Origin of the sequence: Enterococcus sp. DIV0170, assembly GCF_051710765.1 — a bacterium.
GTDB lineage: Bacteria > Bacillota > Bacilli > Lactobacillales > Enterococcaceae > Enterococcus_A > Enterococcus_A raffinosus.
Map to the genome: position 1 here is coordinate 535,358 of NZ_JBIOLG010000001.1, position 17,664 is coordinate 553,021.

The 17,664-nt window shown below is 41.3% G+C and carries 19 protein-coding genes; 10 read left to right on the forward strand and 9 right to left on the reverse strand.

Annotated features, from left to right (window positions below; all coding sequences use genetic code 11):
• Positions 1-22: 22 nt before the first annotated feature.
• Positions 23-589, reverse strand: a complete 567-nt coding sequence (locus IGI50_RS02545) for a hypothetical protein (protein ID WP_438776081.1) — start codon at positions 587-589, stop codon at positions 23-25.
• A 350-nt stretch (positions 590-939) separates the two neighbouring features.
• Between IGI50_RS02545 and IGI50_RS02550 the strand changes: the two genes are divergently transcribed.
• Entirely contained in the window at positions 940-2,088 is a 1,149-nt protein-coding gene (locus IGI50_RS02550; RefSeq protein ID WP_438776082.1) for a hypothetical protein, read from the forward strand.
• Between the two features lie 76 nt (positions 2,089-2,164).
• Here the strand turns inward: IGI50_RS02550 and IGI50_RS02555 are convergent, their stop codons facing one another.
• Positions 2,165-3,514, reverse strand: coding sequence for a PTS sugar transporter subunit IIC (locus IGI50_RS02555; protein WP_438776083.1), 1,350 nt, complete (start codon positions 3,512-3,514; stop codon positions 2,165-2,167).
• Positions 3,515-3,672: 158 nt separating this feature from the next.
• Positions 3,673-4,386, reverse strand: coding sequence for a GntR family transcriptional regulator (locus tag IGI50_RS02560; protein ID WP_218256627.1), 714 nt, complete (start codon positions 4,384-4,386; stop codon positions 3,673-3,675).
• A gap of 252 nt (positions 4,387-4,638) precedes the next feature.
• On the opposite strand from IGI50_RS02560, the gene IGI50_RS02565 reads away from it, so the two are divergent.
• Together IGI50_RS02565 and IGI50_RS02570 are read left to right on the forward strand one after the other, a co-directional pair.
• Positions 4,639-6,057, forward strand: coding sequence for a glycoside hydrolase family 1 protein (locus IGI50_RS02565; RefSeq protein ID WP_438776084.1), 1,419 nt, complete (start codon positions 4,639-4,641; stop codon positions 6,055-6,057).
• Positions 6,058-6,187: 130 nt separating this feature from the next.
• Positions 6,188-7,063, forward strand: coding sequence for an ROK family protein (locus IGI50_RS02570; protein WP_438776085.1), 876 nt, complete (start codon positions 6,188-6,190; stop codon positions 7,061-7,063).
• A 41-nt stretch (positions 7,064-7,104) separates the two neighbouring features.
• Here IGI50_RS02570 and IGI50_RS02575 read toward each other — a convergent pair whose 3' ends face one another.
• Positions 7,105-7,419 carry a hypothetical protein gene (locus IGI50_RS02575; protein WP_438776086.1) on the reverse strand — a complete coding sequence of 105 codons (315 nt, stop codon included), beginning with the start codon at positions 7,417-7,419 and terminating at the stop codon, positions 7,105-7,107.
• Between the two features lie 265 nt (positions 7,420-7,684).
• Between IGI50_RS02575 and IGI50_RS02580 the strand changes: the two genes are divergently transcribed.
• The 6 genes from IGI50_RS02580 to IGI50_RS02605 all read left to right on the forward strand — a co-directional run bounded on the left by IGI50_RS02580 (position 7,685) and on the right by IGI50_RS02605 (position 12,029).
• A complete protein-coding gene (locus tag IGI50_RS02580; protein WP_438777562.1) occupies positions 7,685-8,203 on the forward strand; it encodes an isochorismatase family protein in 519 nt (172 codons plus the stop codon).
• Positions 8,204-8,296: 93 nt separating this feature from the next.
• Complete coding sequence (locus tag IGI50_RS02585; RefSeq protein WP_438776087.1) at positions 8,297-9,244, forward strand: class I mannose-6-phosphate isomerase; 948 nt, start codon at positions 8,297-8,299, stop codon at positions 9,242-9,244.
• Position 9,245: 1 nt separating this feature from the next.
• A complete protein-coding gene (hxlB, locus tag IGI50_RS02590; protein WP_438776088.1) occupies positions 9,246-9,809 on the forward strand; it encodes a 6-phospho-3-hexuloisomerase in 564 nt (187 codons plus the stop codon).
• 13 nt (positions 9,810-9,822) lie between these two features.
• Positions 9,823-10,449, forward strand: coding sequence for a 3-hexulose-6-phosphate synthase (gene hxlA / locus IGI50_RS02595; protein ID WP_438776089.1), 627 nt, complete (start codon positions 9,823-9,825; stop codon positions 10,447-10,449).
• Positions 10,450-10,571: 122 nt separating this feature from the next.
• The gene (gene scrK, locus IGI50_RS02600; RefSeq protein ID WP_010746873.1) at positions 10,572-11,450 is read left to right on the forward strand and encodes a fructokinase ScrK; all 879 of its coding nucleotides are present in this window, start codon (positions 10,572-10,574) and stop codon (positions 11,448-11,450) included.
• A gap of 153 nt (positions 11,451-11,603) precedes the next feature.
• Positions 11,604-12,029 carry a phosphate-starvation-inducible PsiE family protein gene (locus IGI50_RS02605; RefSeq protein WP_010746872.1) on the forward strand — a complete coding sequence of 142 codons (426 nt, stop codon included), beginning with the start codon at positions 11,604-11,606 and terminating at the stop codon, positions 12,027-12,029.
• A gap of 35 nt (positions 12,030-12,064) precedes the next feature.
• Here IGI50_RS02605 and IGI50_RS02610 read toward each other — a convergent pair whose 3' ends face one another.
• Together IGI50_RS02610 and IGI50_RS02615 are read right to left on the reverse strand one after the other, a co-directional pair.
• A complete protein-coding gene (locus IGI50_RS02610) occupies positions 12,065-12,940 on the reverse strand; it encodes a permease (protein WP_438776090.1) in 876 nt (291 codons plus the stop codon).
• A gap of 118 nt (positions 12,941-13,058) precedes the next feature.
• Entirely contained in the window at positions 13,059-13,925 is an 867-nt protein-coding gene (locus IGI50_RS02615) for a LysR family transcriptional regulator (protein WP_438776091.1), read from the reverse strand.
• Between the two features lie 206 nt (positions 13,926-14,131).
• Here IGI50_RS02615 and IGI50_RS02620 point away from each other — a divergent pair, with 206 nt between their 5' ends.
• Positions 14,132-14,671 carry a prolyl-tRNA synthetase associated domain-containing protein gene (locus IGI50_RS02620; RefSeq protein WP_438776092.1) on the forward strand — a complete coding sequence of 180 codons (540 nt, stop codon included), beginning with the start codon at positions 14,132-14,134 and terminating at the stop codon, positions 14,669-14,671.
• Positions 14,672-14,786: 115 nt separating this feature from the next.
• On the opposite strand, the gene IGI50_RS02625 is transcribed toward IGI50_RS02620, so the two are convergent.
• From IGI50_RS02625 to IGI50_RS02635, 3 genes are read right to left on the reverse strand one after another with little or no spacing between them, the layout of a single operon-like run.
• Positions 14,787-16,355, reverse strand: coding sequence for an L-serine ammonia-lyase, iron-sulfur-dependent, subunit alpha (locus IGI50_RS02625; protein ID WP_438776093.1), 1,569 nt, complete (start codon positions 16,353-16,355; stop codon positions 14,787-14,789).
• Between the two features lie 12 nt (positions 16,356-16,367).
• Positions 16,368-16,580: a tautomerase family protein gene (locus tag IGI50_RS02630; RefSeq protein ID WP_218256643.1), complete on the reverse strand. Its 213-nt coding sequence runs from the start codon at positions 16,578-16,580 to the stop codon at positions 16,368-16,370.
• A 33-nt stretch (positions 16,581-16,613) separates the two neighbouring features.
• On the reverse strand, positions 16,614-17,600 hold the full coding sequence (locus IGI50_RS02635) for an ornithine cyclodeaminase family protein (protein ID WP_218256644.1): 987 nt from the start codon (positions 17,598-17,600) through the stop codon (positions 16,614-16,616).
• Positions 17,601-17,664: the final 64 nt, after the last annotated feature.

Below are 17,664 nucleotides of genomic sequence, written 5' to 3' on the forward strand. Positions count from 1 at the left end.
TCAACAAAAGCCGGATGTCTTTTTAACGAGTTCGTTTTCTCATGAAGAGACCAGCGATCAATCCCAATGCGCCACAACCCAGAAGCGTGACGATTGTTACAAAGCTCATCTCAATAATAGAATATACATTGGATTGGTTAGCAACCAAGTTGGTTACGACGACTGCTGGAATCGCTAATAAAGACGCAATTCCTAAGCAAGAGCCCATATTCCAATGCAACAGTTTTCGAATGCCAATGTTAATCCAGAAATATGCGATCCAAGTCAACGCGATAGGTAAGCCTATCGGCCGTAGCCAGTAAATTGGCGCATCCAAAAAATAAGTATTTACGGTTCGTTCCAGCACCATGAAATAAGGAACGACTAACACAGTGAAGACTGAAACGGAATGAATCACCCGCGCATTCTTACTAAAAAACAAAGCATCCAATAGCATTCCAGCAAAAATCAAACTGCTCCCTACGATACGAAACCAGGTAAACTGATGATCAATCGCTAAGTTTGTAACCGCTGTTATCCCAAATGCTAAAAAGAATAAAATCCATAAAAGCTTCCTGCCCCAACTTCCCTTTTTATTCGACTCTTTCATTTATTTTCCTCCTTCCTCCTGCTAAACAGAGTGGACGTTTTATGCCCTTTTCTTAAGTATAGCAGTCGAAGGATTGATTGCTATCAGACTTATGTCCTATTTTTGATATAAGTGGCTTCAAAGAAGAGGGGAAGTATCGGTTAGAATTAAACATTTATGCTAGTGTTATCATCAAATAATGTGTATAATTTTGATGAACAAGGATATCATTTAAAATATTAATTATTTAATTAATAGATAATAATCTGATGGAATGATGTTGTAAATGAACGAAATGTTTATCGTTTATAAATAAAATAGAAAACGTTAACATTATTGGGGCATATAAAATTAGTAGGAGGAAAGGGACGATGAAAAAGTTTTTGTCAGGTGTTTTTTTTGCAGTTGCCTTGTTGGTTGGTGGTGTACTATTTGTTCAAGCGGAGGATGCGGACGCGGCAACGTTATTGAGAGTTTATAACCCAAATTCAGGTGAGCATCACTATACAGCAAATACGAATGAACGCAATCATTTGGTGAAGGTTGGTTGGCGGAATGAAGGGACGGCTTGGGAGACACCAGCCAAAGGGGCGGCAGTCTATCGTTTATACAATCCAAACAATGGCGGCGACCATCATTACACAGTCAATTTGAATGAAAAAAACCATCTGGTGAAGGTTGGCTGGCGTTACGAAGGAATTTCTTGGCAATCAGGCGGTTCAGTTCCTGTCTATCGGTTATACAACCCTAATGCAAAAACAGGTACGCATCATTACACGCTGCATGCCTATGAGAAAGATCATTTAGTAAAAGTCGGTTGGCGTTATGAGGGCATTGGTTTTTATTCTACAAAGGCTTCATCCGGCGGCAGTACAAGTTCAGGTGTCACGCCTAAAAAAGTAGATGTGAATATCACCGGTCTTGGCGGTGTGGAGAAAGGCGTGTCCGGATCATATCGCCTGTTGTATTCAAACAAGCCTTTTGATCAAGCCAATTTAAGCGGAAATGCTCGGATTGATTTTTCAGCAAATGTGACGATGACAGGAAATAAGAGCGACTACGAAATGCAGTTTGTCATTGCCGGAAATGGAAAGGCCTGTGGTCAAGTTGGGGTAGGGTTGCATTACCAAGCAGGCTCAGATGCCAATTTTGCCCAAGGGAGAATTAATACAACGAATATCAACTTCCCAGCCAATGCGGGAGTGTATGGTCAACAATACTATTCTGTGAATACAAATGCCCCGCGGATCGCTAATGGACAAACAGTACATCTTCGGGTGAAATATTTTGCATCCGGTTATATGCAGACGTTTGTTAATAATACACTGGTAGGACAATACAAGACGAACCTGACAGCTGAAGGCGGAGCCTATATTTTACATGATACGACCAACACGCCAGTCAAAATACGTAATCTGAAGGTTCTGAGAGATGGAAAAGATGTAACAAAGAGTGGGCGTCCATCATTCACAAACACGAATTATGATCATTCAAGTGGGTCTGTATCAGGAGCGTATTAAAAGAATTAGTCACTTATCATAACGAAGTTAAAAACAGGCAAGCAATTCTGGTAAAGAACTGCTTGCCTGCTTTATGTTAGTTTACTGCTTTTGTATCTGCTTCTGTCTGGGCCATTTTTGCTGTTACATGTTCATCAATTCGTAGAAATGGCAGGTAGATGAACACACTTACTGCGATGATGATGATTTGAAGTACCGCAGCGCGCCAATCGCCTCCAGTGGCTAAAAATCCTGAAATGACAGGAGGTGTAGTCCAAGGTATCTGAACCACAACATGGTTGATCAACCCCGCAGCTGTTGCAAAATAGGCAGTGACCAATGAGAAGATAGGTGCTAAAACGAAAGGAATGATCAGACTCAGGTTAAAGACGATCGGCAGTCCAAAAATAATCGGCTCACTGATATTGAACAAGGCTGGTGTTACTGATAATTTAGCGAAGTCCTTATAATCTTTTCGGCGACTGAAAATAAAAATCGCGATCAATAAAGCAATGGTATTTCCAGAGCCACCCATAACGGCGAAGGTATCTTTAAAAGCCATATTAATAATATGAGGAATTTGTTCATGGTTCGCATAAGCCGCCATATTTTCCTGCATATTCTGTAATAAGAAGGGATCAAGTAACGAACCAGAGATAACGGCTTGATGGATTCCGAAGCCGAAGAACAAGTTTGCGATAGACGTGATCAAAACAAAGCCAGGAAGTCCCGTAGTTATATGGCTTAAGGGTCCAGTGATTGCTTTAGTAATCAGACCATTCACATCCATATTAAAGAGTTGGTTCACTCCAAATGAAAGAAAGGCAAATACGGTAACAGTAATCATAATCGGAATCAATACGTTAAATGATTTCAATACGGCGGGAGGAATATTTCCCGATAGTTTGATCTGCAATTTTTCATTCGTAGATAATTTGATGAACAACTCAGTAGCCAAAAGGCCAACGAAAATACCAACAAACATCCCTGAAGCCCCAGTATGAGATCCAGGGATAACCCCTGTGACTTCGATGGCTTTCGTCGCGTTTTCCGGAGTAAACATTGTTTTCATCGGGGTTAATACTATGAATGTTGAGATGGAAACTAAAACGGCTGCAATATGATTGGTATAATTTCTGCTGACACACATATGATATGAAACTGCAGCAACTACTAATAATGTAGTGATACTCAACGTTCCGTTAGCGATTGACATACCGATTTCTTGGACCTTCATCAAGGTTGCGGGACGAATGATATTTCCCATGAATCCGGTTGGTTCTAAGATAACGTAATTGATTAGAGTGACGAACCCGGCCAACATCATAAATGGCATGAAGGTTGCAAATGCGTCACGCAATGTTCTCATATGAATCTGGTTTCCGAGCTTCGTTGCGATGATTCCGAAGCGTTCAAAGAGCTGTTCCTTCTTATTTGTTTTCTCCACGTTAAAGTCTCCTTTTTGCATTGAATGTATTCATCAAGTGAAAGCACTTTCTTATTCACATAATAAAACGAATTACAGATAAAGTAAATACTTTTTTAAAAAAATATATATTTTTGTTTTTAGCAATAAAAAAAAGCCGAGAAATTCGGCTCTTAAACTTAGTTTTCTACAAAAACAGCTTCAAAGATAAAATCTTGATACAAATGCCGCGTGATAGAATATTCAAAAGGTGTCCCATTCGCCAATGAAACACTTTTTTCCACCTCAATCATGAAATCTCCAATCTCGATTCCTAAAATTTTCGCATCAAATTCTGTTGCCAATACCCCTTTCATCCAAACATGAGAGGCATTGATTTCTAAGTGCAGCTCATCACGGATATAGGAATACACTGATTTTTTCAGATGCTTTGGCTCTAAGCCAGGAATAATAGAGAGGGGCATAAAGGTTTGTTCTAAAGAGTAAGGCTGCTGATCAACAAAACGACTGCGGATGATATTATATACGTAGTCTCTTTCGTTTAGTTGCAGCATTTCTGCAACCTTTTTCGAGGGCAACTCAATTGAAAAGGTATGAATCTCAGAATCAACATGATCTTCTCCAACCACACTCATCAGCCCTTCGCTAGGGCCAAAAACCTTTGAATTATCAATGGGTTTACGCAAAACCTCTGTTCCAAAACCGCTTCTGCTATGTAGAACGCCTTCAGAAACCAACATATCCAAGCCCTTTTTAACAGTTAGCTTACTAGTGTTATACTTTTTGGCTAGTTCTGGACCAGTCGGCAGTTTTTCACCGATAGCGTAAGTGCCGTCTTCGATCTTTCTTTTTACGTCTAAATAAACTTCCATGTATTTTGCATTCTTTCTCATTTTGACCTCCTCTAACAGCTGACTAAAGATATAAATAATTATATACCTTTACAGAGTATTATCAATGATTTTACAGATAAAGAAATAATTTATTTTTAAAAGTATATATTTTTATATAAAAACTATTTCATTTCTGGTGTTGGGATGTTATGATGAAATGGCATTCAAGAATGGAAGATTTTCTTAATTGGAATTTGATCGTTTTCAAAGGAAAAATATTACTAGGATTCCCTTAGTATAAAGGAGGACACAATGAACAAACAGCAATTGACATTTCCAAAGGACTTTTGGTGGGGATCTGCATGGTCAGCCGAACAATCAGAAGGACGTGGTGAAACAGGAAAAGCAGAAACTGTATGGGAACGATGGTATAAGGAGCAGCCCTATCGGTTTTATCAACGAATCAGCTCAGAGACGACAACAGATCACATTCATCGCTACAAAGAAGATGTCCAGTTGATGAAGCAGACAGGTCATAATTCTTTTCGAGTATCGATCTCTTGGGCACGGATGTTTCCATCAGATGGTATCGGGAAAGTTAATTCAAAAGCGATTGCGTTTTATCGTGATCTATTTACAGAAATGAACAACAATGGGATTAAGGTGTTTGCCAATTTGTATCATTTTGATATGCCTGCTGCTTTACAGGATCAAGGTGGTTGGGAGTCGCGTGAAGTAGTTGAGGCTTATGTGAACTTTGCGGACACATGTTTTAAAGAATTTGGTGATCTAGTGTATCATTGGTTCACTTTTAATGAACCATTAGGCCCCATTTTAGGTTCTTATTTAGAAGATTTTCATTATCCGAATATCATTGACTTTAAACGCGGTGCTCAGGCGGCTCATTTCACCATTCTGGCACACGCAAAAGCGATTGCTGCTCATAAGAAGCGACAGTTGGATAGTAAAATCGGCGTTATCTTAAATTTGAGTCCAACATTCCCACGAAGCCAAAATTCAGCGGATAGAAAGGCGGCAGAAATTGCTGACCTGTTTTATGTGCGTAGCTTCTTAGATCCAATGGTTAAAGGCGATTATCCAGAAAAACTAGTATCACTTTTACGAGAATATGACCAATTGCCTACGGATTATACGAAAGAGGATTTGGTTTGTATCAAAGAAAATACCGCCCAAATTTTAGGTTTGAACTATTATGAGCCACGACGTGTGAAAGCGCGCTTAACTGCTATCAATCAGGAAGGGCCTTTTTTACCAGATTGGTTCTTTGAAAACCACGTGATGCCTGGACGACGTATGAATGAGTATCGCGGTTGGGAAATTTATGAAAAAGGTATCTATGATTTATGCATGGATATTAAAAAAAATTATGGAAACATTGAAGCATTTATCTCCGAGAATGGTATGGGGGTAGCGAATGAGGAACGTTTCATGAATGAGGAAGGAAAAGTAATCGATGACTATCGTATCGAATACATTCAAGACCATTTAGCTTATTTATGGAAAGCCATCGGTGAGGGCTGTAACATCAAAGGGTACCATTTGTGGACGTTCATTGATTGTTGGTCGTGGATCAATGCCTATAAGAATCGCTATGGCCTAGTCTCGCTTGATTTAAAGACACAAAAACGAACAATCAAAAAAAGCGGTGAATTCTATAGACAGCTCAGTGACCAGAATGGGTTTGAATATGATGTGGATCGACTGATATGATCTAAGAAACCAATCTGAAAAGATTGGTTTTTTTTAGTGAAATTTGTTTTTTCTGAGCTACATGGTGTTGTAACCATAAGGAAACTTCTTTAAAATTTTTATTGAAAAAGAAATTTAGGAGGAACAACAGATGAGTCAAAAAATCTTGGCAATCGATATTGGTGGAACAACGATCAAAAGCGGGTTATGGGAAAAAGAAGTTTTAACAGAGCTAGTTAGCATTCCAACACCAAAAACTTGGGATGGAATGAAAGCGTATTTAAAAGGATTAGTGGAAGAGCATCAAATTACGGATGGCGTGGCGATCAGTGCGCCAGGAGCAGTTCATACTGAAGAGGGAGTGATCTATGGAGTCAGTGCGGTTCCTTATCTTCATCGCTTTCCAATCAAACAAGAATTAGCAGAGTTTTTGAATGTGCCAGTATCTTTTCAAAACGACGCGAATTGTGCGGCACTCGCAGAGATTTGGCAAGGAAATGCGAAAGGATTGGAATCAGCAGCGCTTATAATCATTGGTACAGGAATCGGCGGTGGCATTGCAATCAATGGAAAATTACGTGCGGGAACAAACTTATTTGGCGGTGAGTTCGGATATCAAATTATGGATCCGGAGACGCTAGAAACATTAAGCGATTTAGGGAGTCCCGTAGCGATGTCGAATCGTTTTTCTAAACAAAAAGCAGATGGTAAAAGCTATACCAGCAAAGAGATTTTTGACTTGGCAGAAGCAGGGGATGAACTGGCACAAGAGGCGATCGATAAATTTTATCATGCGTTAAGCATCGGTATCTATAATATATTGGTATCGCTGGACCCAGATCGAGTATTGATTGGTGGAGGCATCTCGACACGGGAAGAGTTAATATTGACTATCGAAGAACGTGTGCAGCAGTTATTGCAGATGAAAGGAGCAAAGGAATTGAAGGCATCTATACTGCCATGTAAATTCTTGAGTCAGGCGAATTTAATCGGAGCTGTTTATCAATTTATAACAGAATATGCCTGATAATAGATCTTTTTCTAAGTTAAAATTTTTGACGAGAATGATTACTTGAAATCATCCTTTTTTAGAAATGCGAATGGCGGTTTACTTACTTTGCCGTATTGGCTGGGAGTAAGGGAGTCAACGTGGACATCAGGGTAAGCATTTAACTCTTCGATGTGATCTTTTAACATTGGAACCAAAATCAAGGTATCAATGTCAAACTCTCGCAATAATTGTCTGGCCTCCGCTAGAGTAGCGGGGCGCCAATCATAGTTGGGGTACATTTTAGCGATATTTTCGATCATATCCGCAGTCGCATAATCAGTTGCGACCGATCCCCTCTGGATCTTTGTTTGATTGATAACGATGAACAACAAGCAATGCTTTCTTCATAAGAAGTTCCTCCTATCGGTTCTTTGGCTGAATCAATCTATTTTCTTCATTGTACCGAGTCAGGCTTTTACTCACAATTATTAAATGAATCGTTTTCTTCTTAAAAGTAGAGAATTCTGCTGGATTTTTCCTTCAAAGTGGCGTAGATTACGAAAGGAACTTTTTAACGATAGAAAGCGAGTGTTTCAATTGAAAAATTTAGACCTAGAAAAAACAGCCTTGGTTGTCATTGATTTACAAAAAGGGATTATGGGAACGGGCGAGCTGCAGCCTTACTCAGCGTCAGAGGTATTGGAAAAAAATAATCAATTGGCCGAAGCGCTTAAAAATACTGCTGGCTGGATTACTCTAGTTAACGTGGATCCAACGACCATGCAATTTTTGAACAAGGAAGGGAACGGCAAAGCTTATGGGAGTATTCCCGCTGGATTTACTGAATATGTGATGCCAATCGCAGAAGACAAGGATGCAAAAAATATCCTTAAGATGACAAAGCATAATCCAGGGGCATTCTTTGGGACAGCTCTAGATGTACAATTGCGTCGACGCGGTATCGACACGATCATCCTAACAGGAGTAGCCACAGCGAACGGGGTTTATGCGACTGCATTAGAAGCCTATCAGCACGGTTACAAAGTTCTCGTAGTTGAAGATGCTTGTTCCGATCGCGATGGCGAGCTGCATCAGCTCTTTTTTGATAAACTATTTGTAAAATTAGGTCAAGTGGCTACAACAGAAGAAATCTTGGATAGAATTGAAGGTAAGTGAGTAGATAAATGACTCACTTTTTTTGTGTTCATTTGTATGAAAGCCCTTTATAATTTGAGTTAGAAGAGTACAAATGAGAAGGGGTGGAATGAGATGAAACAACAAATAGTAAAGATTTTGCCTTTTTTTGAAGCACGGATATGGGGCGGCAAGCGAATGTTGGAAACCTTTGATTACCAGACAGATGTTTATCCAGTCGGTGAAGTATACAATGTCGTTGCTTTACCAGGGGCAGCGGATTGTCTTGTCGCAGGTACGGATCGGACGCTCTCTCAGCTTTACGAAGCGTGTCCAGACTGGTTTGCTTGTGATACGAAGGAGCTGCCGATTCGAGTAAATTTATTGGACCCTTTGGCCGATCTATCTGTCCAGCTTCATCCAGATGATACGTATGCGCTGAAGCATGATAATTCCAGAGGAAAACCAGAAGCGTGGGTAATCCTAGACACCCCCGTTGATGGAAAAATCGAGTTTGGGCATCATGCAAAAACCAAGAAAGAGTTTGAGGAATGGGCAAAGGCTGGTGATTGGGGAAAATTATTGAAATATTTACCGGCTAAAAAAGATCATTTCATTGATATTCCCGCAGGAACACTGCATGCGATCAATCGTGATGTGCTGACCTATAATATCTCTCGCAATGCGGATCTGACTTACCGCTTATATGACTATGGGAGAGTTGATCCCAATACAGGGAAAGAAAGGGCATTGCATATCGAGAAAGTATTGGAAAATGTGTTGATTCCTGATTTGTCGGAAGGATTTGTTTGGGTGGCACCCTATCAGAAGGATGGCTGTGAGATCACTGATTATTGGGATGAACCCGGATTGTATAGTTTAAGCCGTATCAAGGTTGAACAGCAAGGAATTTATCATCAGGAGCGCTTCGCTTTTCTCACGATAGTAGAAGGCGAAGGCAGGGTAAATGAAGTTGCGGTGTCGAAGGGGGAAACAATCTTGGTGCCAGACGGAATAGAGCGGTTAGGGCTTTCAGGAACCTTCGATATGTTTTTAGCGAGCTATAAAAATAAGGAGGTATAGGATGAAAACCAAAGAAGTAGCCTACACAGCCGCGCTGGAGCTGGCAGACACACTGAAGAGGATCGATCAAGAACAAATTGATCACCTGATTTATGGAATCAAACAAGCACGACGAATTTTTGTTTCTGGAGCCGGTCGTTCATTGTTGATGTTGAAGGGATTAGCAATGCGTTTGATGCATCTGGGTTATGAAGTATACGTTGTCGGAGAAGTAACAACACCCGCCTTTTTGCCGGAAGATTTATTGATACTAGCTAGCGCTTCAGGGGAGAGCTCATCCGTCATAAATATTGCGAAGAAAGCGCAGAAAATTGGTGGAAGAACCATCAGTTTGACAATCTTTCCAAACTCTACCTTGGCGAAATTATCATCGAACATCCTTCAAATCCCGGCGTATACAGATAAGCTTCCTGACAGTGAAGAAAACAAGCGGGGCATTTTACCTGGCGGCAGTATGTTTGAAGAAGCAGTTCTACTGCTGGCGGATTCATTGATTCTTGAACTGGCGCTGGATCAAAAGGTTCCTATGGATCGAGCCTTTGAAAAGCATGCGAACTTAGAATAGGAGGCGGCTGAAAATGAAATTACAACTGGCCATTGATGAACTTACTCTCGCAGAGGCCCTGGCGAGTCTAAAGGAGCTTCATCCTTATATAGATATCGTAGAAGTAGGGACACCTTTTTTGATCGATGCAGGACGTGAGGCGGTTCGGCAAATTAAGAAATCCTACCCTGAACTTGAGGTATTGTGTGATGCAAAAATCATGGATGCGGGGGCATACGAAGCACAGCTGGCCTATGATGCTGGCGCCGAGTATGTGACAGTTTTGGGAATTACTGATTCGCTGACGATCAAAGGGTGTGTAGAGCAGGCAAAGAAGCAGCAACGACAAGTCATGGTGGATTTAATCTGTGTACAGAATTATGCCGAACGAATTCCAGCTATTGAAGCTCTAGGTGTTGATATTATAGCAGTTCATACAGGTGCAGATCAGCAGCACGTTGGGCGAACCCCATTAGAGGATTTGAAAGAATTAAAGCACTATGCGAAAAAAGTGAAGGTAGCTGTTGCTGGTGGGATCAATAGCGAGACTATCGCTGACTATGTTGCTTTAGAGCCGAATATCGTCATTGTAGGAAGCGGGATTTTGAAGGCAGCCGATCCGGTGGAAGCTGCGAAGAGGATTAAAGCGGCTTTGAGATAAAAAGAAAAAACAAAGGAACCGCTGCCAATAAATAATGATACAATAGAGCTTGAAAGCATCGGGCACGCAAAATTCGTGACCTTGTATGTGGAATAAATCTAAAGGATTGTGAGTGAAGCTTAGTGGAAAAATTATTTGGCGGCATCGAAGCCGGCGGCACAAAATTTGTTTGCTCTGTAGGAAATAATGATCTGGAAATTATCGAACGGGCCAGCTACCCAACAACGACACCAGAAGAAACAATGGCGTTAGTCATCGGCTTCTTCAAAAAATATGCGGACCAGCTGATGAGTATTGGAGTCGGTTCATTCGGTCCTATTGATATTCATCGTGATTCGAAAACCTATGGCTATATTACCTCTACGCCAAAATTGGCGTGGCAAAACTATAACTTTGTCGGCGCGTTGAAGAAGGAATTTGATCTGCCGATTGCTTGGACGACAGATGTGAATGCGGCTTGTTACGGCGAATACGTGAAGGGGCGTGGCGATGGCGTCAACAGTGTCGTTTATTATACGATCGGTACAGGTATTGGCGGCGGGGCGCTGCAAAAAGGCACCTTTATCGAAGGCTTCAGTCATCCCGAAATGGGGCATGTATTGGTGAGTAGAAACCCTAAAGATGATTTTGAAGGCAGCTGTCCTTTCCACGGGCATTGCCTAGAAGGTATGGCGGCAGGACCAGCGATCGAAAAACGTTTAGGTCGCAAAGGGCAAGACTTGAGTGAAGAGGATCCTTACTGGGAGATCGAAGCAGATTACATTGCACAGTGCGCCTATAACACCACCTTGATGTTTTCACCAGATGTGATCATCTTTGGTGGCGGGGTGATGCAGCAGGAGCATTTAGTCAAAAAGGTTCGCGCTCGCTTCAAAGAATTAATGAACGAATATGTAAAAACACCAGAATTAGAAGACTATATCGTGACACCAAAATTAGGCAATAACGCCGGAACGATCGGTTGTCTAGCCTTGGCACGAGAAGCAAAATTGCATTCTTAAGAAGAAAGTAAGAAAAAAGCCGTCAATCTTGGCGGCTTTTTTTGTGGAATGGACAACTTATAGCAAATGCTTCTCTCTCAACAAGTGCGTATCTTTTCTGAGTTAATCAAAAAATTGCTATAATTTAAATGGAACCAGAAAGGGGGACACGGGGTGAAGAACAATACCTTTGCAAAATTCGAACGAGCGATTAGTACGATCGTGGATATTTTATTAGCTATCTTGATTCTCGTTGTAGTAATTGTTATGGCAGAAGGGATCATCAATATTATTATGCATGTGATTCCGCTAAACAATGTGTCCGAACTAACGCTTTTGATTGACGAGATCGCAACGCTATTTATTTTACTAGAGGTTATTCTAATGCTTCTTCGCTATATCAAAGAAGGGCATCATATTCCCGTTCGTTACTTGATTCTGATCAGTATCACAGCGATTTTGCGGGAGCTATTGCTGGCACATGGAAATGGAATGAACTCGTTGTTGCTATCTATCTCGATTTTGATTCTTGTCGGTGTTTTATTTATTTTAGAAAAGGTCAAGGCCTTTCATAAGGGTGAAAATAGATTAGAAAAATAAACGGCTCTGTACCCATTAGGCACAGAACCGTTTTTTTAAGCTGCCGCAGTTTTGCGTGATTTTAAGATGTATTGAATTCCTGTATAGAAAATAATGACAATAACTAAATAGGTAACCATCGAAATATCTAGGTTCATTAAGAATTGAGAGGCGATAATTACGCCGGGAATCCCACCGATCGTGATCGCTAAGGCAATCTTTCTAGAGTAGGCTTTCTCACGAATAAAATTGATACTAGCAACTGGCTGAAGGCCTGCACATGAGCACATCATGATAGGAAAAGCAGCTAATGGTGTCATGCCTAGCATATAAACCATCGCCATACAAGGAGCGTATAGCCCGACACCGACCGTCATTAAAGCACCGAAGAAAAAGTTCCCAATAATTCCCACGATTAACTTGATGCCCGTTAATCCCATCGCAGTGTTTCCTTTACCCAATAAGGCAATGACTTCAGTTTGACGCAATAACATTAAAATAGCAGTAATCAATAGTGCCCAGCCGATCCATTTCTGAACAGCTGTTTCTGATAGTTTAGTAACATACTTCGAGCCGAACCAAGAGCCGACAATAGCCGCTAGGATCAGTGAAACTAAGGTTAAGGAATCTACTTTTATAACTGTGACGAAAATCACAGCTTCAGTTAACACAGGAATCGCGTGTCCCACATTTAATATTCCCGGTAATTTTCGATCGTCATCATTTTGCTTAGTTACGTTCAGCATCATGGTTGTTAAGGCAAAACTACCAATTCCGATCGTATCCGCAAAATCTGCAATAAATCCAATAATCCCATTAATTACCCAATTCCCTGGTCCTAAATCCTCCCGATGCGTCACGACATCGTGTACAAGCATGATCGCTTGAAAGATCATTAGACCAATCAAAACATAAAAAATAATCTGTGCCATAAATCCTCCCGTAGGTCTTTTTCTTATAATTATAACAATAAACAAAAAAGAAAAACCATAAAAATTGAAATTTTTGTGATTCATTGAACTATTCGAATGAATGATAAGTCGTTTTATCTCAAAAAATAAGCAGCTTATTCAGAAATTCTCGACTCGCTAAAGACAGCAAAGATTCCTTTCGATAGAGGACCCCGACCTTTCTAAAAATAGGTTCGGTTAAGGGTCTCGTTTCAACCTGATAGGCGATTCGCTGTAAAATCAATTTCGGTAAAATACTGATCCCAAGATTTTTTTCTACCATTGCTAAGATCGAGTAATCATCCCATGTTCGAAATTTAATCTGAGGACAAACGTGATTCGCGGCTAGTAATTCGGTAATGTCGGAAGTTCCTTCACGCTCCAAAAGGATGAAAGGTTGTTTTTCTAGATCAGTCACACGGACAGTCTCTTTTGACAAAAATGGATGCTCCTGTGGTAAGACCACCAACTGTTCGTCATTGTGAAGAAATCGTTGTTCTAAATTATGAACCGCTGGCAATCGAGAAAAACCAAAGTCAACACGTCCATCGAGAATCCATTGTTCAATTTCTTCGTAGTCACCCAATAATAATTCAAAATCGATCTTAGGATAATCGAATTGAAATTTTTGAATCATCTCGGGCAGCCAATGTGTCGCGACACTGGAAAAGGTACCGATCCGAATCAAGCCGGTGTCTAAGTGTCCCAGCTCCGCCAGTTGATTTTGTAAAATCTGATATTTTTCCGCCAGTTCTTTAGCATAAGGCAGAACATTCATTCCATCTGAAGTCAGTCGCAGTCCCGCACGATTCCGTTCTAATAGGGTAATTCCCCATTCCTGTTCGAGATCATTGATCATTCGGCTGATTCCAGATTGAGAATAGTTCAAAATTTTCGCCGCCTTGGTAAAGCTGCCTAACTCGACGGTTTTCACAAAAGCAATGTATTTCTGAATATTCATGTCCATCTTTGTTTTCCCCCCTTGTTTACTACTGTATTAAAGTAAAATCGGAAAATACGTAGTCTTCCATCTGTTTTCCTCATGTTAAAGATGATAAAAATTCGTTTTTGTTATCTATAGTTCTATGATAAATTACTGCTATTAACTATTCAACTCAAGGAAGAAGTCTTTTTTGTTGGTTAGAAATAAAATTAGGAATAGGAATGAGGAAAATGGTTTTAGTCAGTGAAGCTTATACAAGCGTGCCAGCCACCTGCAGTACTCCTTTGCAGGAAAAGGTTTATCAGGTCTTAGAAGAACTAAAAATGGATTTTCAACGAGTGGAAACAGAAGAAGTGATCACGATGGAGGACTGCCGTCAAATCAATGAACGGTTAGAGATGGATATGGTAAAAACATTGTTCTTATGTAATCGTCAAAAAACGAATTTTTACCTGTTTGTCACCTGTGGTGATAAGCCCTTTAAATCAAAGGAATTCAGTCAGGCGTTAGCTATTGCTCGAGTCTCATTTGCATCGGCTGAGCGGATGGAGAAGCTGTTGGGGTCAAAAATTGGAGCAGCCACGATTTTCAGTACACTCTTGCCGGAAGCAAAACCAGTCCAGCTTGTTCTAGATAAAGATGTCTGTGATCAGGAATACTACGGATGCAGCGATGGAACAACCACCGGATATTTAAAGTTGAAAACAGAAGATGTGCTGCAGAAGTTTTTACCACATGTGAACAGACAGCCGAAGATTATTGAACTATAAAAACATATAAAAAAAACATATAAAAAGACGACCCAAATTCGAACTACGAGTTTGGGTCGTCTTTTGTCTACAGTCTGAGTCGAGGGGACACGTCTTTTTTATAGTTGCATAGGAATCAACAGCAATCCAACGGACAGCCTAAGCGTTCAGCGATCGCTAGTCCAGAAGGTGTTTGTGCCAATCCTCCGTGACCGGTGCAACGCAATTCTGATGGAAGCATCCGACCGACTTTATTAAAGCTCTCGATTGTTTCGTCCAATGGCACAACGACATCATATCCGGCTAAGGACATATTCGCTGCACCAAGCGCATTCATTCCGCACATCATGTTTTTCCCAAGACAAGGGACTTCCACCCGCACACCAATGGGATCACAGGTCATGCCGAATACATTTTGCAAGGCCATAGAAGCGGCATTCACTGCCTCTTCTATGGTACCGCCCATTAATTGAACCAGTGCGCCCGCTGTCATCCCTGATCCTGAGCCGCATTCCGCCTGACAGCCTGCGACTTCCGCGGCGAAAGTGGCATATTCTGCGATAAAGACACCGATCATTCCTGCCGCAAGCAACGCCCGAACCAAGTCATCGTGAGATTTTTTCTGATACTCGCTGACAGCGATCAATGTTCCCGGCAAGGCTCCGCACGAACCAGCAGTAGGTGCCGCAACAAAGACATTCATTGAACTCTTTACTTCCATTAACGCTGAAATATTTTCGATGATTTTTGCGGGCAAATCATCACCAATCAGCTTCTGTCGATTCGCCTGAATTTTCGGTGCCTGCGATCCCAACATGCGGTCTTCATAAGAAGTACCTGCCAAACCGATTTTGATGCCGTTGATCATGATTTCAAGAATCGCTTCAGCTTTTTGGTACACTTCCTCTTCGGAAATACTGCCCCGATGACTTTCATAGCGCAAGGCCATATCTGCTAAGTCCAGCTTGTCTTTTTTCGCCAGCGCAATCATTTCTTCAGCGGTTGAAAAAAGCATTTTTGGTTCCTTTTGGGACATGATTGGCAGAACGGGATCGAAGGCAATGATTCGATTGACCGTCATTTGCTGCTTCAACCAAGTTACTTCGTCATCAGGAAGAGCTTGCTGAGTTTTGATGTGCAGTAAGGTCTCACCAGCCTGCTCCTTGATTTCCGCAAAACAGAATTTACTAATTTTTTTGGACAATTCGGCTTCTTCAAGTGTGAACTGGCTGCCAAAAAGCAGTGTTTCATAGAAGCCGCCGGTCACCTCAACCGCGAAGTGATTGATCTCTGTGATTTCGATCATTCCACCGCCAACAGAAAGAGCAACAACATCCAAGACCTCATCAAGATCTGTTTTAATCGTCATCTTGTAGGTGTTCGGATGATTATTCTCGTAGGGAACGACACGAAAAAGAATCTCCATGCCGTCTTCTTTAGCAATTTCAATCGCACGTGTCAGTCGGCCATCTGTTGGGTCCATCCCCAACAGGCCGCCCACTAAGCCGATATCGGAACATTGGGTGATATAGCTTGCTGCCAGCGAGCCTTCTGGATCAAAATCCGCTTGAAAATAAGTAATTTTTCCAGCGACCATCTGACGCAGCGCACGCCCAATTCTGACAGAAGCCGCCGTATGAGAACTGGAGGGCCCAATCATGACTGGTCCTAAAACATCATTAAAAATACTCGCATGTTCTTTCATTGGCGATCCCCCTTAGAAATCCGATTCGATATAAACATCTTCGCCGGCGATTTCATCCTCGATCACATCGTGCCATTTTTCTTTTTCAATTTCTTTGAATGAGACAGATACAACATTTGGCTTGCAGCCCAATTCTTTTACAACTAAATCCTGTAACTTGTTAGCAAACTCTTGTTTTACCTCTTTCGAACGTCCAGGATACAATCTGACTGATAAATGTGGCATGATTTTTTCCTCCTAATCTTTTTAAGCTTCTAGTTAATTCCATTCTGTACCAACGTTTGCTTTAAGAGCTCGTTCATATATTTTTTGTGCAGTGACCAAATCCTGGGCCCCGATACCAACCGTTTTAAAAACAATGATTTCTTCATCATTTTCACGCCCACCGACTGTTCCCATCAAGACTTCACCGATATCGCCAGTAAAGTCGTCTTTGGTGATTGTTCCGTCCTCTAATGGGATCAGAATATCTCCAGCTTCAGAAAGGACAGCTTCTTCTGAATCGAAATAGATCTTGCTTGCCCGTTCTAAAATTACCGGATCCATTTCCTGCATATGGGGCTGATAAGAGCCAACACAGCTGACCGTCGCGCCAGCCTTAACTTTGCTGCCGTCAAAAACAGGAGAGGAAGCAGGAGTGACCGTAACGATCAAATCAGCCTCATGAATGGCTTCATCAGAAGTCTCAGCAGGTAAGATTTCTGTTCCATAGTCACTAAGCTCCACATTCATTTGATCGACGAAGGCTTTTGTCCGCTCAGGATTCTGATCAAAAACATGGACCGTTTCTAAATCACGAGCGCAAATCATGGCTTCCAGCTGAGTCGCCGCTTGTCCGCCTGTTCCGATCAATGCCCCTTTTTTTGCATCCTTTCGACCCAAAACATCAAAGGCGACCCCAGAAGCGGCACCAGTCCGAAGTTGAGTAACTGTGACACCATCTAGTAGAGCATTCACGTAGCCAGTCTTGCCATCTACTAATAGCACTTGAGCAGGGGCGGATGACAAGCCCTTATCAATATTGTCTGGGAAGATATTGATAATTTTCAGCGCCGCCGCATCCAAATCAGGTGCATAAGAAGGCATGAATAAAAACGTCCCATTCTGTTTTTCTGAAACGATCTGCGTACGTAAAGGTACATCTGTTTTGTCTTCACTAAATAATTGGAAGGCAATTTTATCTGCTTCGATAGCGTCCTTCATGGTAAAAACTTGTTTGATATTTTCTCGAGATAAAAGTAACATAAAATCCCCCTTTAGAAATTTTCTTTCACACCTAGAAGTATAAGCGATTACATTAACGGTTTCA

Excerpts from the sequence above, each read along its gene's own strand:
- IGI50_RS02550 (WP_438776082.1), top strand. The coding sequence starts at position 940 with ATGAAAAAGTTTTTGTCAGGTGTTTTTTTTGCAGTTGCCTTGTTGGTT.
- IGI50_RS02585 (WP_438776087.1), top strand. The coding sequence starts at position 8,297 with ATGAAACAACAAATAGTAAAGATTTTGCCTTTTTTTGAAGCACGGATA.
- IGI50_RS02570 (WP_438776085.1), top strand. The coding sequence starts at position 6,188 with ATGAGTCAAAAAATCTTGGCAATCGATATTGGTGGAACAACGATCAAA.
- hxlB (WP_438776088.1), top strand. The coding sequence starts at position 9,246 with ATGAAAACCAAAGAAGTAGCCTACACAGCCGCGCTGGAGCTGGCAGAC.
- IGI50_RS02635 (WP_218256644.1), bottom strand. The coding sequence starts at position 17,600 with ATGTTACTTTTATCTCGAGAAAATATCAAACAAGTTTTTACCATGAAG.
- IGI50_RS02565 (WP_438776084.1), top strand. The coding sequence starts at position 4,639 with ATGAACAAACAGCAATTGACATTTCCAAAGGACTTTTGGTGGGGATCT.
- IGI50_RS02545 (WP_438776081.1), bottom strand. The coding sequence starts at position 589 with ATGAAAGAGTCGAATAAAAAGGGAAGTTGGGGCAGGAAGCTTTTATGG.
- IGI50_RS02620 (WP_438776092.1), top strand. The coding sequence starts at position 14,132 with ATGGTTTTAGTCAGTGAAGCTTATACAAGCGTGCCAGCCACCTGCAGT.
- IGI50_RS02560 (WP_218256627.1), bottom strand. The coding sequence starts at position 4,386 with ATGAGAAAGAATGCAAAATACATGGAAGTTTATTTAGACGTAAAAAGA.
- IGI50_RS02625 (WP_438776093.1), bottom strand. The coding sequence starts at position 16,355 with ATGAAAGAACATGCGAGTATTTTTAATGATGTTTTAGGACCAGTCATG.
- IGI50_RS02580 (WP_438777562.1), top strand. The coding sequence starts at position 7,685 with ATGGGAACGGGCGAGCTGCAGCCTTACTCAGCGTCAGAGGTATTGGAA.
- IGI50_RS02630 (WP_218256643.1), bottom strand. The coding sequence starts at position 16,580 with ATGCCACATTTATCAGTCAGATTGTATCCTGGACGTTCGAAAGAGGTA.
- IGI50_RS02610 (WP_438776090.1), bottom strand. The coding sequence starts at position 12,940 with ATGGCACAGATTATTTTTTATGTTTTGATTGGTCTAATGATCTTTCAA.
- hxlA (WP_438776089.1), top strand. The coding sequence starts at position 9,823 with ATGAAATTACAACTGGCCATTGATGAACTTACTCTCGCAGAGGCCCTG.
- IGI50_RS02615 (WP_438776091.1), bottom strand. The coding sequence starts at position 13,925 with ATGGACATGAATATTCAGAAATACATTGCTTTTGTGAAAACCGTCGAG.